This window comes from Haoranjiania flava (genome assembly GCF_025631005.1).
GTDB classification, from domain to species: domain Bacteria; phylum Bacteroidota; class Bacteroidia; order Chitinophagales; family Chitinophagaceae; genus Haoranjiania; species Haoranjiania flava.
In genome coordinates, this window is the sequence record NZ_JAOTPL010000004.1 from 29,025 (window position 1) to 45,516 (window position 16,492).

The 16,492-nt window shown below is 42.0% G+C and carries 9 protein-coding genes; all 9 read left to right on the plus strand.

The window, feature by feature from the left end; genetic code table 11:
- The first annotated feature begins 94 nt into the window (after positions 1–94).
- The 9 genes from OD355_RS03965 to OD355_RS04005 are packed head-to-tail and all read left to right on the plus strand — an operon-like array spanning position 95 to position 16,477.
- Positions 95–1,882: a RagB/SusD family nutrient uptake outer membrane protein gene (locus OD355_RS03965; RefSeq protein WP_263037158.1), complete on the plus strand. Its 1,788-nt coding sequence runs from the start codon at positions 95–97 to the stop codon at positions 1,880–1,882.
- 10 nt (positions 1,883–1,892) lie between these two features.
- A complete protein-coding gene (locus OD355_RS03970) occupies positions 1,893–3,251 on the plus strand; it encodes a glycosyltransferase WbsX family protein (protein ID WP_263037159.1) in 1,359 nt (452 codons plus the stop codon).
- A 12-nt stretch (positions 3,252–3,263) separates the two neighbouring features.
- On the plus strand, positions 3,264–6,161 hold the full coding sequence (locus OD355_RS03975) for a glycosyl hydrolase 115 family protein (protein ID WP_263037160.1): 2,898 nt from the start codon (positions 3,264–3,266) through the stop codon (positions 6,159–6,161).
- Positions 6,162–6,187: 26 nt separating this feature from the next.
- Entirely contained in the window at positions 6,188–9,118 is a 2,931-nt protein-coding gene (locus OD355_RS03980) for a glycosyl hydrolase 115 family protein (protein WP_263037161.1), read from the plus strand.
- 57 nt (positions 9,119–9,175) lie between these two features.
- Positions 9,176–10,675, plus strand: a complete 1,500-nt coding sequence (locus OD355_RS03985; protein ID WP_263037162.1) for a sulfatase — start codon at positions 9,176–9,178, stop codon at positions 10,673–10,675.
- Between the two features lie 2 nt (positions 10,676–10,677).
- Complete coding sequence (locus tag OD355_RS03990; protein WP_263037163.1) at positions 10,678–12,189, plus strand: family 43 glycosylhydrolase; 1,512 nt, start codon at positions 10,678–10,680, stop codon at positions 12,187–12,189.
- 19 nt (positions 12,190–12,208) lie between these two features.
- Positions 12,209–12,484: a hypothetical protein gene (locus OD355_RS03995; protein WP_263037164.1), complete on the plus strand. Its 276-nt coding sequence runs from the start codon at positions 12,209–12,211 to the stop codon at positions 12,482–12,484.
- A gap of 16 nt (positions 12,485–12,500) precedes the next feature.
- Positions 12,501–14,483: a glycoside hydrolase family 127 protein gene (locus OD355_RS04000; protein ID WP_263037165.1), complete on the plus strand. Its 1,983-nt coding sequence runs from the start codon at positions 12,501–12,503 to the stop codon at positions 14,481–14,483.
- A gap of 14 nt (positions 14,484–14,497) precedes the next feature.
- The gene (locus tag OD355_RS04005; RefSeq protein ID WP_263037166.1) at positions 14,498–16,477 is read left to right on the plus strand and encodes a sialate O-acetylesterase; all 1,980 of its coding nucleotides are present in this window, start codon (positions 14,498–14,500) and stop codon (positions 16,475–16,477) included.
- The last annotated feature ends 15 nt before the right edge of the window (positions 16,478–16,492 follow it).

Consider the following 16,492-nt stretch of genomic DNA (forward strand, 5'->3'; position numbering starts at 1 on the left):
ACACATGAAATAGCAATAAGCAAAGTTGCATACCAACCTCGGATGAATAAAGGCTATTCGATGTGAAAAATTAAAACAAATAAAATACACACACATGAAAAAGATAATAATTCCATGTTCAATATTGATTTTATTTTTAGAAGCTTCTTGTGTTAAACTCAATCCACAGCCTCTATCTTTTTTTGCACCTGAGAACACATTGGTAGACAAAGCAGGTTTAGAAGCACTATTGGTTACGTCTCGCAAGCAAATAAAATGGGAATGGTTCGGAGATGCGTTTGATGCAGGCACTTGCCGTACACCTTTGGTTTATGAATATGCATTTTCAGATATGCATGTAATGGGTGGACCGGAAGCCAAAGAAATTCATAATCTCGAAACACAACTTACACCTACTACCAACCAGAATTTGCATTTAACTTATTGGGATTTGGGTTGGAATGGTATAAAATATGCCAATACAGTGATTAGTAGAATTGATAATGCAACATTCGATACAGAAGCTGATAGAAATGCTATTCTTGGAGAAGGATATTTTCACAGGGCTTATTGGTATTACCTTCTTACACATCAGTGGGGAGATGTACCTCTTATCTTAGAAGAAATAACCGGGCCAAAACTCGATTTTGTTAGTAGCGCAAGAAAGACTGTACTTACACGAATGAAAGAAGATATGGAGTTTGCTGTTCAATGGCTGCCTAAAACAGTGTTACCCGGGGCAGTAAACAGAGCAGCAGGCGAACACCTGCTGACTAAGATTTATTTATCATTAGGAGAGTTTCAAAAAGCTGTGGAATCTGCAACAAGATGTATAAACGATTATGGTCTCAAGCTTATGGACACACGTTTTGGAGTAAACGCCGGCAGAACTGATCTGGATGTATTTAATGATCTCTTTAAAGAAGAAAATATTAGTGCTTCAGAAAATAAAGAAGCCATATTTGTTGTTCAGGAGCGTTTTGGAATACCGGGAAATGTATCCGACAATGGCTCAGCCAGAAAAAGAAATTTTGTGCCATACTGGAGCAATGGCGCCGTTGTAAAAACTCCCGATGGGAAGCAAGGAACTACTTATGATGCAGCCCCATATCCGGGCTATGAGTTATTGGATAGTTTAGGAAGAGGAATTGCTAAAATAAGACCATCCAATTATTATCAGTACGAGGTTTGGGTAAATGCTGCAACAGATATCAGATATAATAAAAATAATTGGTACGATAAGTCAAGGCTTTGGTATAACAGACCGGCATCAAATAATAAAGGTGGAAGTGCTACATGGTTTGGTAAGCCTATTCAACGACAATATGTACAGGATACTATGCGTTGCTATTTTTCTTTTCCAACAGTAAAAGTACTTATACATAAAGACGATATTAATAAAGGAAAAACACCTAGCGGCGGATTTACAGATCAATATGTTTTTCGTTTGGCAGAAACATATTTAATGCGAGCTGAGGCATATTTATGGCTCAACAAAATCAGTAATGCTACAAATGATATTAATACAGTCAGGGCAAGAGCAAAAGCTCAATTATTGTCAACAATTACTTTGGAAGACATTTTGGATGAAAGAGCGCGTGAACTTTTTCTTGAAGAGCATCGTAAAGTGGAACTTACAAGAATAGCTTTTATTATGGCACAATTGAATAGAGATGGCTATACTTTAGAGAATTTCAGTACAAAAAACTGGTATTATGACAGGGTAATGAAAAAAAATAATTTTTATGCAACCCAATATTTCTATTCAACGAATGCTTTTGTAATGAAGCCTTATCATGTTTTATATCCTGTGCCATTAACGGCTATTACCTCTAACAGCCAGGGACATATCAATCAAAACAAAGGTTATCCCGGTTCAGAAACAAATATTCCTGTAGAATAAATTACTTATAATGCATAGAAGAAAATTTCTAAATCAAACCAGCAAGACGGGTATAGCATTGGCGCTAGGCACTTCCGGCATCCGTTGGATGGCAAAAGCATCTGACAAAATTGAGCTAAGCAGGTTGCCCAAAGTGGTTTCAAATATGCCGGATGAAGCTCTGCGCCTGCCCCGCGACCTGGAGAAACTGGCCGGCAACAAAGCTTTGTTACAAAAGCCGCAGGGCCTCACTGTTGCTGCTTATCTTTTTCCTAATTATCATGCATCTGCTATTCATGACAGGCTGTATGGCAAAGGATGGACGGAATACAATTTGATCAGGAGCGCTCGCCCGTGGTTCCAGGGGCACCAGCAGCCGCGTACACCCTTACTGGGTGAGCTGGACGAAAGCCTGCCTTCAACCTGGGAAACATATAATAAACTGGCAAAGCAAAGCGGGATTGACGCGTACATATGGGATTGGTACTGGTACAACGGTGAGCCTGCTTTGCATGAAGCATTGGAAAATGGATTCCTCAGAGCTTCCAATACAAACGATGTAAAGTTCTGCTGCATGTGGACCAACCATCCCTGGTATATTTTATATCCCACGCTTCGAACAGATGGCAAGCCCAACTACCCGCCAAGCTATCAGCCTCCCGATGTTGACCTGCAGGAATGCTGGCGCAGCATGTCCTATATTATTTCCAGGTACTTTCATCAGCCCAATCACTGGAAAATTAACGGCAAACCGGTACTGTGCATTTGGGATCCCAACCGGCTTGAAAAGAATATCGGCGTACCGGCTACCAAAAAATTATTTGCCGACCTGCGTGCTTATGCAAAAACTTTAGGCCACAAAGGCATTCATATACATTCGTCAGGATTTTATACACCCAACAGTAAAGAAGTGGGCTACGACACAGCAGGTTCCTATAACCCTCTTGATTGGACCACCCGCCGTTTTCAACCCAAAGAAAATGAAATTTCTGATTATGAAGTAGCGGCCGCTGATGTAGCTTTTAAATTATGGCCGGAACATCATAAAGATTTTAAAGTGCCTTACATTCCTGCCTTGTCACCCGGCTGGGATTCCACACCGCGTTATGTGATGCCGCGTAAACGTCCTTCCGTTCCGAATCGTGATCAATGGCCCGGCTGTGTGATTTATGATAATGAAAGCCCTGCTGCCTTCAAAGCCTTTGTACAGGCGGGCTTCGCGTATCTGAATAAATATACCGATGTTCCTAAAATTATGACTATCGCCTGTTTTAATGAATGGTCGGAAGGGCACTATCTTTTACCCGATAACAGGTTTGGCTACGGCATGCTCGATGCACTGGCAGAAGCGCTGGAAATTAAAGGAAACCATTTGCTTCACGGGAAATAAAGTGATGATCGTATGAGAAAGTTGTACCTATTGTTATTTTTTATCAGCGCAACTGCTGAAGCACAGGTTTTAGTTTCCGGCAGCGCCGTTGGAAAAAATATTTTTCCCTTGGCAAGCGCATCGGTTGCAGCAATATATTATGATTCCCGCGATGCAGAACTTGTAAGAAGAACAGCATGGTTATTTGCACAGGATGTGTATAATGTAACAGGCAAAAAAATTGATGTTTTGAGTGAAAACGCGCGCCCGCAAAAGAATATGGTCGTTGTTGGAACGATCGGGCACAACAGGTTGATCGATCAGCTGGTTCATCAGAAGAAAATTGACGTCGGTAAAATAAAAAATGGCTGGGAGCAGTATGCAATAACGCTTGTTGAAAAACCATTTAAAGGAGTAGATAAAGCATTGGTAATTGCCGGCTGCGACAGGCGCGGTGCCGCTTACGGGCTTTTATCTGTTTCCGAGGCAATAGGGGTTCATCCCTGGTACTGGTGGGCGGATGTGCCGGTGAAAAAACATTCTTCCGTAAATCTTGAAGTTAAAGCATTTTCATCAAAAACTCCATCCGTAAAATACCGTGGTATTTTTATTAATGATGAAGACTGGGGATTGTTTCCCTGGTCGGCAAAAAATTTTGAGCCAGAGTTAAAAGACATAGGGCCTAAAACGTATGCTAAGATTTGTGAGTTGCTATTACGATTGAAAGCAAATTATCTCAGCCCGGCCATGCATTCCATCACCGGTGCTTTTAATAAATATCCTGATAATAAATTGGTGGCGGATAGCTTTGGAATTGTGATGGGTTCTATTCATGCAGAGCCTTTGCTGTTCAATAACGCTTCGGAATGGGATAAAAAAACAATGGGCGAATGGAATTATGTAAAAAATAAAGAAGGTATCAATAAGGTTTTAACACAGCGGGTGCAGGAAAACGGCATGTTCGAGAATGTTTATACGCTTGCATTACGCGGCATTCATGATGCAGTAATGGAAGGCGACTTGAATATGCAGGAGCGTGTGGAAGTATTGGGCAAAGCATTAGAGGATCAACGCGATATTTTGAAAAATGTATTGAAAAAACCGGTGGAAGAAGTGCCGCAAATATTTTATCCTTATAAAGAGGTACTGGATGTCTATAACGCCGGCCTTAAAGTTCCGGATGACGTAACCATTGTGTGGACAGATGATGATTATGGTTATATAAAGCGACTCAGCAATTCTCAGGAACAAAAGCGAAAAGGCCGTGCAGGCGTTTATTATCATATATCTTACTGGGGCCCGCCTAATGATAATTTATGGCTGTGCACCACCCCGCCGCAATTAATGTACCAGGAGTTAAGAAAAGCCTATGAAACCACGGCAGACAGGCTTTGGGTGGTGAATGTAGGCGATATTAAGCCCGCTGAATATCATATTTCGCTCTTCATGGAAATGGCATATGATATCCATCAATTCAATGACAAGAATATTGTAGAGCACCATGCGGATTTTCTTTCAGGTATTTATGGCCAACAATACCGCAATGATTTTTTAGATATTTCAAAGGTATATCACCAATTGGCTTTTGCACGCAAACCTGAATATATCAAAAACACAAGAAGCGATGCATTTTCTCTTTATAATTATAACGAACTTGATAATCGTGTGAATGAGTACACCCGTATTGCCAATAAAGCAAAAGCTATAATGAATAAGCTGGACGAAACGCAATACCCTTCTTACTTTCAGCTATTGTATTACCCAGTGAAAGGTTCTGCATTATTTAACCAGATTTGGCTGGGCGCCCAAAAAGTAAATGATTATGCTTCAAAAAAGAATGTAACAGCAAACCAGTTACGGAAAAACGTTATTGCTTACGGAGATACTTTACAAAAGATAACAGATGAATACAATTCCTTATTAAACGGCAAGTGGAAATACATGATGTCGTTGAGTAATGGCGGCGGGCGTTTCTCCATCCCTGAATTAGCAACGGTTGCTCCTGCCTCTTCACCGCAATTAGGCATTTCGGCAGAAGGTGAAGTGAACACAAAAGGACGTATCCATCAGCATATATTGCCTGCGTTCAATAAATATGTGCGCCAAACCTACTATATAGATATTTTTAATAAGGGCAATGCATCTTTGAACTGGGCAGCAACAACATCACACCCCTGGCTGGTCTTAGATAAGCACAACGGCAATGCTGCAACGCAGGAAAGAATATATGTTTCCATAGACTGGAATAAAGTTCCGGCCGGTGAAAATATCAAAAGCGAAATTATTTTTTCAGCAAACGACATGCATGAAAAAGTGCTTGTCTCGGTTTTCAACCCTGCAAATCCATCAGTAAATGAATTAAAAGATTTATATGTGGAGGATAACGGCGTAGTATCCATTGATGCAACGCGCTATCACCGCAAAAAAGAAACGGCTGATATAAAATTTAAAGTCCTGGATGGATTGGGTTTCGATGATAAAGTGGTGCAGCTTGGCGACCCTTTTGCAAAGTACCAATTTTACCCCTCGCTTGAGCTAACTTCTAATTACGTAGCGCCGGTGCGATCCAGTGATTTTCCTGTGCTTGAATATGATTTTTATTCCTTCAACAGCGGCCCGGTTGATGTGTACACGTATATGGTCCCGGTTTTCCCTTTAAATGATGAACACGGTTCGCGCTACGGTGTTATGGTAGACAACAGCCCGGTATATTTACCCGAAGCCTCAGCGCCGTATTACAGCACTTTATGGATTCAAAGTATTTTGCGCAATACAAGGATCAATAAAACCACGCACATGATTGATAAACCGGGGAAACATACCGTAAAAATTTATGCAGCACACCCCGGCGTGTTGTTACAGAAAGTTGTGGTTGACTTTGGCGGCATGAAAAAGTCGTATATGGGGCCTGAATGTAGACAGAGTAAATAACATTGATGACAAAAAATTATTGTAGTATGGATATTAAATGCAAGATAACTTTAGTAGTATTTTTCTTAATTTTTAGTAATGCCAGAGCACAACTGTCAGTTTCAGACAGGAATACAAGAAATTCTTTTGATATTACTACAGCAAATATTTTATTTGATGCTGATGATGAACTGTCTGTTAAACGTGCTATTCATCTATTTGCCGATGATATAGAAAGAGTATCAGGTAAAAAGCCAGCTCTGACCACTACAGTGTCTAAGGCGCACCATATCATTATCGCGGGCACGGTGGGTAAAAGCAAAGTGATTGAACAGCTAATGAAAAATCGCAAGCTTCATGTAAAAGAAATAGAAGGCCAATGGGAGAGGTATAAAATTCAGGTTGTTGATAATCCGTTTCCCAATGTGAAACAGGCATTGGTTATAGTTGGGAGCGACAGGCGTGGTACGGCTTACGGTCTTTTTTCTATATCAGATGCTATCGGGGTTTCGCCCTGGTATTGGTGGGCAGACGTGCCCGTAAAGAAAAGGAATAATATTTTCCTGGATATAAAGCCTTATACCTCGCCTGCGCCTGCTGTTAAATACCGCGGCATTTTTATCAATGATGAAGATTGGGGTTTATTGCCCTGGGCAAAAAATACATTCGATCCTGAACTGAAAGACATAGGGCCTAAAACCTATGCAAAAGTTTTTGAATTGTTGCTCCGGTTGAAAGCTAATTATTTATGCCCTGCCATGCACGAGGCAAGCGGCGCATTCAATAAATATCCTGCTAATAAACTGGTTGCTGATTCATTTGGTATCGTGATGGGAAGCGTACACCCCGAGCCCTTGTTATTCAACAATGCCAGCGAATGGGACAAGAAGACAATGGGCGAATGGAATTACATGACCAATAAAGAAGGTATTTTAAAAGTCCTCGACAAACGCGTAAAAGAAAATTCGCCTTACGAAAATGTGTATACGCTGGCATTACGCGGCCTGCACGATAAAGCGATGACTGGGAATTATACTTTGGAACAAAGAGTACAACTCGTGGGTCAGGCATTAAAAGATCAACAGGCAATCCTTAAAAAATATATAGATAAGCCGATTGAACAAATTCCGCAGGCATTTACGCCTTACAAAGAAGTGCTGGATATTTATCTCAAAGGTCTGGAAGTGCCAGATGAAGTTACCATTGTATGGCCCGATGATAATTACGGCTATATGAAACAATTGAGCAACTCCAAAGAGCAAAAGCGTTCCGGTAGATCGGGAGTATATTACCATGCTTCATATCTGGGCATGCCTCATGATTACCTGTGGCTGGCTTCCACGCCGCCTTCGCTGATGTATGAAGAATTGCATAAAGCCTACAACACGGGCGCAGACAGGATATGGCTGCTGAATGCAGGCGATATCAAATCATGTGAATTTCCTGTCACCTTATTTTTGGATATGGCTTATGATATCAGCCAATTCAGTTTTGAAAATATAGCAGATTACCAGCCAAGCTGGCTGAGTTCTATCTATGGAAAAAAATATTTTAATGACCTGAAAGAAATAACCAGGGAATACAATCGTCTTGCATTTTCACGTAAACCCGAGTTTATGGGTTGGGGTTATGAATGGAATACTTTTAAGCACGGACGTGAAAGGCCCACTGACACTGACTTTTCTTTTGCTAATTATGGCGAAGCAGAAAAGCGGATGACTGATTATCACCGTATAGGCGCTAAAGCCGAAAGCATATTGAATCAATTGCCAGAGGAGGAAAAAGCTTCTTTCTTTCAACTGTTATATTACCCTGTAAAAGGCGCTGAACTGATGAATAAAAAATGGCTAACAGCACAGCAGAACAGGCTTTACATTGCACAGGGAAGGTCCGCCGCCAACTTATTGCGCGACCGCGTAAAGCATTATTACGATACTTTGTATGAAATTTCCCACGATTATAATGACCTGATGAATGGTAAGTGGAAACGCATGATGTCTTTACGCCAGGGCGTTACTGCTTCTTATTTTGAACTGCCAAAGCTTGACTCTGTCAGCATTCCGGTATCATCCGCCATGAAATTATTTGTTGAGGGTCAGGAACCTTTAAAAGGTGTTACCAGTTATCATCAGTTACCCGCCTTCAATAAATATATTGACAAAAAATATTTCATAGATATTTTTAACACAGGTATGGGATCATTTAACTGGTCACTGAAGGCTTCTCACGATTGGATACATGTGAATAAAACAAAGGGAACTGTAATACACGAAGAGAGGATATGGGTCTCTGTTGACTGGAATAAAGTTCCGGCAGGAGACAAGGTGGCTGGTGAGATTGAATTCACCAGTGGAAATACAACAGAAAAAGTTTTGCTGTCTGTCTTTAACCCAACGCTGCCTTTACGTGCTGAAGTCAAAGGGTTATACATAGAAGATAATGGTGTAATCTCTATTGCAGGCGCAGCCTTTCACCGCAAACGCGAAACGGATGAAATTAAAATGCAGATCATACACAACCTTGGTTTTGAAGATCAATCGGTGATGATCGGCGATCCTGTTGCCAGGGTGCATAATCCCCGCGACAATAATTCCCCGGGTGTGGAATATGATTTTTATACTTTTCATCACGGCCCGGTTGATGTGTATACCTACGTATTGCCGGTTTTCCCATTGAGTTCCGATCGTGATTTTGGTTTTCACGAACAGGGTACTTCTCAAACAAGGTATGCTGTTTGTATTGACGATGGCCCTGTGGCTTTGCCTTCATCATCAGCGCCGGAGTATACGCAAGCGTGGTCAGATAATGTTTTGCGCAACGCGGCTATCAATAAATCTACATTTTACATTGATAAGCCCGGCAAGCATACACTTCATATCAAATGCGGCGATCCCGGTATGGTGATACAAAAAATCGTACTTGATTTTGGTGGTATGAAAAAGTCGTATCTTGGACCGCAGGTTACTAAAGTAAAATAGGAAAGCGTATTAAAATCTGTAAGCCTTCAAGGTATATAGATTAATATTCACGTCTCAATGATAAAAAAAGCTATTTATTTTCCCGGGTTAATGACAGTGCTGTTGTTATCCTGCAATCCACGTGCCGGCAGCAGCCTTTCTGCATCCGGACAACCAAACATTCTTTTTATTGCTGTTGATGATCTTCGTCCCGAAACAAATGCTTACGGGAACTGCCACATGGTTACGCCTCACATGGACGCGCTTGCATCACAGGGCAGGTTATTCCTCAATCATTATGCAAATGTACCTACTTGCGGTCCCTCAAGGTTTACATTGCTCACGGGAAAATATCCGCAAACCAAAGCGCAGTTGTCAAATGCAGTGTTTGAGCGGCTTACAGCAGGGAGACAAAGACAGGCATTGCCCGAGTCGATGGTTGAAGCCTTTCGCCGTAACGGATACACTACAATTGGTATCGGCAAAATCAGTCATGCCGCCGATGGTAAAGTATATGGTTACAATCAACCGGTTTCAGACAAGATGGAATTGCCAAATAGTTGGGACAGTTTCCTGTTCGATGCAGGCAAATGGCAAACAGGATGGAATGCATTTTTTGGCTATGCAGATGGAAGCAACAGGCAGAGCAAGAATGGAGATGTAAAACCTTATGAATCCGCTCCTGTGGAGGATAATGGATATGTGGATGGGTTAACTGCCGATCTTGCAGTGAAACAAATCGAAGCCCTCAAAAGCAGCCCGTCGCCCTTTTTTCTTGCAGTCGGTTTTTTTAAACCGCATTTACCGTGGAATGCTCCTCAAAAGTATTGGGACCTCTATAAAGAAGACGAATTGCCGGTTTCGCCTGCAGCAGATCTTCCCGCTTTCGTGAACAATACAGGTTGGCATAACAGTGATGAATTTAATCAGTATAAAAAAGGCGAAGAAAGACCTTCTCTTAAAAACCCTGTATCAGCTCAGTATGCAAGAAAGCTGCGACATGCATACTATGCTTCCGTTAGTTACGTGGATGCGCAAATCGGGAAAGTTTTAGATGCGCTGAAAGAAAGCGGGTTAGATAAAAATACGATTGTTGTTTTGTGGGGCGATCACGGCTGGCATTTAGGCGATCAGCGGGTTTGGGGCAAACACACTTTATCAGAATATGCTTTGAGAAGTGCATTGATTATACGTGCTCCCGGTATGAAAAAGTCAGGAACAGCTACCTCAGTAGTTGTTCAATCCGTGGATATTTATCCTACCTTACTGGAGCTTGCCGGCGTCAAACAGCCTTACCCGCTTGATGGTAAATCATTTCTACCATTGCTTAAAGAACCGCAGAGTAATACAGAAGGAAGGGCATATGGTTATTTCAACAATGGGATCACACTGCGCACTAATCGTTACCGTATCACAAAATATTTCAGGAAACAGCAGCCGGTGATAGAATTATATGATTATACAAATGATCCCCTTGAAACAAAAAATATAGCAAAAGAAAACCCTGAATTGGTCCGCCGGCTTCTGGCTTTGCTGGAAGCAGGAAACACAGGTTTATATAAACAACAAAAGATATAAAGATGAAGATTTCACAATTTAAGAATTACTTAGTTATTGCATTTTGCGTTGCCGCTTTTCTTGTAAACGCACAAATACCCAACGTTCCAGGCGATTTTGCAGATCCTTCTGTGATCAAAGTTGGTGATACTTATTATGCCTCTGCCACCAGCAGCAACTGGTTGCCGGCATATCCTGTTTTGAAATCAAAAGATCTGAAGAATTGGCAATGGACAACAAATATTTTTCCGGAAAAGCCTTCCTGGGCTGAACATTATTTCTGGGCGCCCGAATTGAGCTATGAAAATGGTAAAGTATACGTGTATTATACTGCACGCCGCAAGGGTGGAACGCTTGCCGTAGCTGTAGCAAGCGCCGACCGGCCTGAAGGCCCCTATACAGATCACGGGCCATTGGTAGAGCAGCCGATGGGTTCCATAGACGGTTTTCCCATGCGCGATGAAAATGGTAAATTATTTTTGATCTGGAAAGAAGATGGCAACAGCCAGCGCAAGCCAACCATTATGTGGATACAGGAGATGAACGAGGAAAGAACACAGTTGCTTGGAGAAAGAAAGGAAATGTTCAGGGACACAGATAAGTGGGAGCGCAACCTGGTGGAAGGCCTCAGCATTCTCAGGCACAACAATTATTTCTATGCAATATATGCAGCCGCAGGATGTTGCGGTTCAGGATGTACCTACGCCACAGGCGTTGCGCGTTCGCGGTCTTTGCACGGGCCGTGGGAGAAGTATGATAAAAATCCGTTGCTCACAGAAGAAGGCGATTGGAAATGCCAGGGTCATGGCACCGCTTTTAAAGAAGGCGATAAATATTATTTCCTATACCACGGCTATCATAAAATGGGAGGCGTGTACACCGGCAGGCAGGGCCTGTTAAAAGAATTTCGCTTTACTTCGGATAATTGGATCGAATTTGATAAAGGATTTATTTACAGCGAAAATAATTACCGGAGTAAGATACATTTTTCCGACAATTTTAATAAAAGAAAGCCTGGCGTATCCTGGAACTGGTCAGTATTTCATGAGCCGGAAATTACAATTGCATCTAATAAATTAAATTTGTCAGTTGGCAGTGGTACTAAGCCCGCAGCCATTCTCGCTCAGAAAACGTACACGAAAAATTATAAAATGTCTGTAGATGTATTTCCGCGTAAAAGCAATACAGATGCGGGAATTACAATTATAGGCGATGATGATAATTATGTAGCGGCAACGGTTAAAGTAAACAAATTATCATTGATTCATATGGCGAAAGGGAAAGAAACTGTAATAACAGAAGTGCCTGTCAGCAACAAAAGAAAGATCGGTTTACAAGTTACGGTTACAAATAGTACGGAGTTACAGTTTGCTGTAAAGGACGGCAATAATTTCAGGAATATTGGAAATATTATTTCAGGGAAACAGCTGCCGCCATGGGACAGGGCGCTGCGTGCGGGACTTATTGTAAAAGGAGATCGGCAGTCGAAAGGAGTTTTTGATAACTTTACATTGATTTCAACAGGAGATTATTAGGTATCATAACTTTTGTTCGATGGTTAAAAACTTTTATTCATCTGCGTTTTTGCTCCATGTGCATGTATTGTATGCGCAAACTTCCCGGCGGGAAATACAACCTGGTAACAGCATCATCTGGCACATTGATCAGCGGCTCCCACACGCCGGTGATATGGAGATGCGCGGAAAAAAGGTCTTGTTATGGATGCAGTATAGCGTTGACGAAAATCAGCAGTTGGAGATACATGTAATAACTTCAACCAAAAGAAATTATCTAATCAAAGATGGCGCTGCGGTTTCTGTACGCTTGTAAACAATAAATTCAGTGTATGTACAAATTATTTTTTTTAAGCAGCTTTTTAATGTTCATTATCATGAATACGATGGCCCAGCATTCTTTCAAATCCAATAGTATGTATAAAGAATTGCCACTCGGCGCCATTAAGCCGCAAGGCTGGCTGCATGAAATGCTGATGAGGCAAAAGCATGGATCAACCGGCAGGCTTGATGAATTGTACCCTTTGGTCATGAATAAGCGAAATGGTTGGTTAGGCGGTGATGGCGATCAGTGGGAGAGAGGCCCATATTGGATAGACGGCCTTGTGCCGCTTGCTTATATACTGAACGATAAAGAGCTGATAGCAAAAGCGAAGCCATGGATTGAATGGACTCTGCAAAGCCAGCGTGCAGACGGCAACTTTGGCCCTTCAAAAGATTATGGGCCGGAGGCTGGCATCCAGCGCAACAATAGCCTGGATTGGTGGCCCAAGATGGTAATGCTCAAGGTGCTGATGCAATATTATTCCGCCACGCGGGATAAAAGGGTTATTAAATTGATGACTGATTATTTTCGATATCAATTAAAGACCTTGCCGGAAAAACCGCTCGGGCATTGGACATCCTGGGCACATTACCGCGGTGGAGATAACCTGATGGCTGTTTATTGGTTGCATGATATTACCAAGGATGATTTTTTACTGGAGCTCGGTGATCTGATTCATCAGCAGACATTTGATTATACCCATGCATTTTTGCATACAGATCTTTTATCAACCAAAGGCAGCATTCATTGCGTAAATCTTGCACAGGGCTTTAAAGAGCCGGCAATTTATTATCAGCACCATCCGGACAAAAAATACCTGGAGGCCCTGGAAAAAGGTTATAATGATTTAATGAAGTTTAACGGTATGGCACATGGTTTATATGGTGGCGATGAAGCCTTGCATGGCAGTGATCCTACGCAGGGCTCCGAACTCTGCTCGGCGGTAGAGATGATGTTTTCGATGGAAAAAATATTATCCATTACCGGGGATAGTAAGTTTGCTGACCGGCTGGAGAAAATAGCCTTTAACGCTTTGCCGGCGCAGGTTTCAGATGATTTTATGAGAAGGCAGTATTTTCAGCAGGCTAACCAGGTAATGGCTACAAGGCATATCCGTAATTTTGATATAAACCATCATGGTACAGATGTATGCTATGGGTTGCTTACCGGCTATCCGTGTTGTACAGCCAACATGCACCAGGGCTGGCCGAAGTTTACGCAAAACCTCTGGTATCAAACAGATCAGGGAGGCCTGGCAGCGCTCATTTACGCTCCTTCTGAAGTTACGGCAAAGGTTGCCAATGGCGTGCGTGTGACCATTGCAGAAGAAACTAATTATCCTTTTGAGGAAGAAATAAGATTTGTAATCAAAGATATTGAAGCCTATAAAAAAGCACAATTTTCCTTGCAGCTTCGTGTGCCTGAATGGTGTAGGGAAGCGCGTTTCAGGATTAATGGAAAGGAGTATACACCGGCAAAAGCAGCCAAAGTGGTAACGATTGATCGTGTATGGAGTAAAGGTGATGTGGTTGAATTAAGATTGCCGATGCATGTATATAAAAACCGCTGGCACGAAAATTCTGTTTCTGTTGAAAGAGGCCCTTTGGTTTATGCTTTAAAAATGCAAGAAAAAATTGTACAGGTAAAAAATACAAAAGACCCCTTGGTGTATGGCGATTCATATGAAGAAGTTGTAACTCCTTCTCCCTGGAATTATGCATTGTTTAATAAAAATGAAGCAGATAATTTCAAAGTGGTAAAGCACAAACAGCCGGCAGCCTTTCCGTGGAACACCGCCAACGCGCCCATCTCCATTAAAACCGCGGCCAAACGTATTCCTTCCTGGAGTTTGTATAATGAAATGACGGGGCCAATTCCGTACAGCAATATTTATCAGATGGAAACCTCAGAAGATACAGAAGAGATAGAATTGATCCCTTACGGCTGTACGCAGCTGCGCATATCCCAATTCCCCTTACTTAGAAATTAATTAAATTTATAATAATGAATAGTTTTTTTAAAACATCCGGTCTGCTTTTAGCATTGTTCTTTTTTTCAGGTATCTGCCTGGCAGAAGTAAAATTACCTGCTATTTTCAGTGATAATATGGTACTGCAACAAAACAGCGATGCCGCCATTTGGGGCACAGCCGGGAGAAATAAGACCATAAAAATACATACATCCTGGAACAATAAAAATTATACTGCCAAAGCAGATGCGAAAGGCGACTGGAAGCTGCACGTAAAAACACCAAAGTACGGAGGGCCTTATACCATCCGTGTTTCAGAGGACAATACCATTACTTTAAAAAATGTACTGATCGGCGAAGTATGGCTTTGCTCCGGCCAGTCAAATATGGAAATGCCTTTAGCCGGATGGGGAAAAGTCAACAATTATGAGCAGGAAATTGCGAATGCCCATTTCCCGGAAATACGGTTGTTACAGGCAATACATGTTACAGCTAATCAACCCCAGGCAGATCTAAAGGTTAGAAACAATGGCTGGGATATTTGCTCACCTGCTACTGTTGCCGATTTTTCTTCTACTGCTTATTTCTTCGCCAGGGAAATTTATAACCAAACAAAAATCCCTATCGGGTTAATTCATTCATCTTGGGGCGGCACGGTAGCTGAAGCATGGACAAGTTATGAAACCTTAAGCAGGATGAAAGATTTCGCCGAAGCTGCAAAAACAATAAAGTTTACACCACCGATGAGTAAAGAGGAACTGAGTACAGCAGAACAGAATTGGGAGGCGCTTGCCTTACAAAAAGATCCGGGATATGTAGCCGGAAGCCCCGTCTGGCATAAGCCTGATCTGGATGTAACAGGCTGGAAAGCTATGCAGTTGCCGGGTTTCTGGGAAGAAAAAGGTCTGAGAGGCTTTGATGGTGTGGTATGGTTCAGGAAAAAAATATCTGTACCCGCAGACTGGAACGGCGAAGATGCCGTGTTGCGTTTTTATGCAGATGATAATGATATCACCTGGTTTAACGGCGAGCAAATTGGCGCTGTTAATAAATGGGATCAGCAAAGAGTGTATGCAATTCCTGCGCGCTTACTGCATCAGGGAGACAATTATATCACCATTCGTGTAGATGATGTAAGAAGTAATGGCGGTATTCATGGAAATGCTACTGAATTTACTATACAGAATAAATCAGGTACTAAAACAATTCCTTTAGCCGGAGATTGGCTGTACAAGATAGCTTATTCTTTAAAAGATCTTCCGCCAAAACCACAATCGCAAACCGGGCCCAACAGGGCTGCCGTCTTATACAATGCCATGATCAACCCGGTCATAAACTATAAAATCAAAGGCGCTATCTGGTACCAGGGCGAAAGCAATGCGACAAGAGCATTTCAATATCAAACTTTGTTTCCAGCGATGATCAAAGACTGGAGAAGTAAATTCTCTTCCGGGGATTTTCCATTTTATTTTGTGCAGCTTGCTAATTTTATGAAGCGTGACGAGGCGCCCGGCGCATCACAATGGGCAGAACTCAGAGAAGCGCAGTTAATGGCCACAGGCCTGCCAAATACCGGCATGGCAGTAACAATTGATATTGGAGATGAAAAAGATATTCACCCGAAAAATAAGCAGGAAGTAGGGCGGCGGTTAGCCTTGATTGCGCTGAATAAAACCTATGGAAAACAAACAGGCTATTCCGGGCCCATATACAAAAGTCATGTAGTGAAGGGAAATAAAATCATTCTGTCTTTTTCGCATGATAAAGGCCTGAAAGCTGCTGGTGGCGCGGCGCTCAAAGGTTTTGCCGTTGCCGGAAAAGACAAAAGGTTCTATTGGGCAGATGCGAAAATAGAAAGAAATAAAATAATTGTTTCTTCAAAAAATGTAGCCGATCCGGTTGCGGTTAGGTATGGTTGGGCAAATAATCCTGATATAAACCTGTACAACGGCAGCAGCCTGCCGGCATCTCCTTTCAGGACAGATAGCTGGGCAGAAAGTACAGAAAGTAAGTAGTCGTTTTTGAGAAAA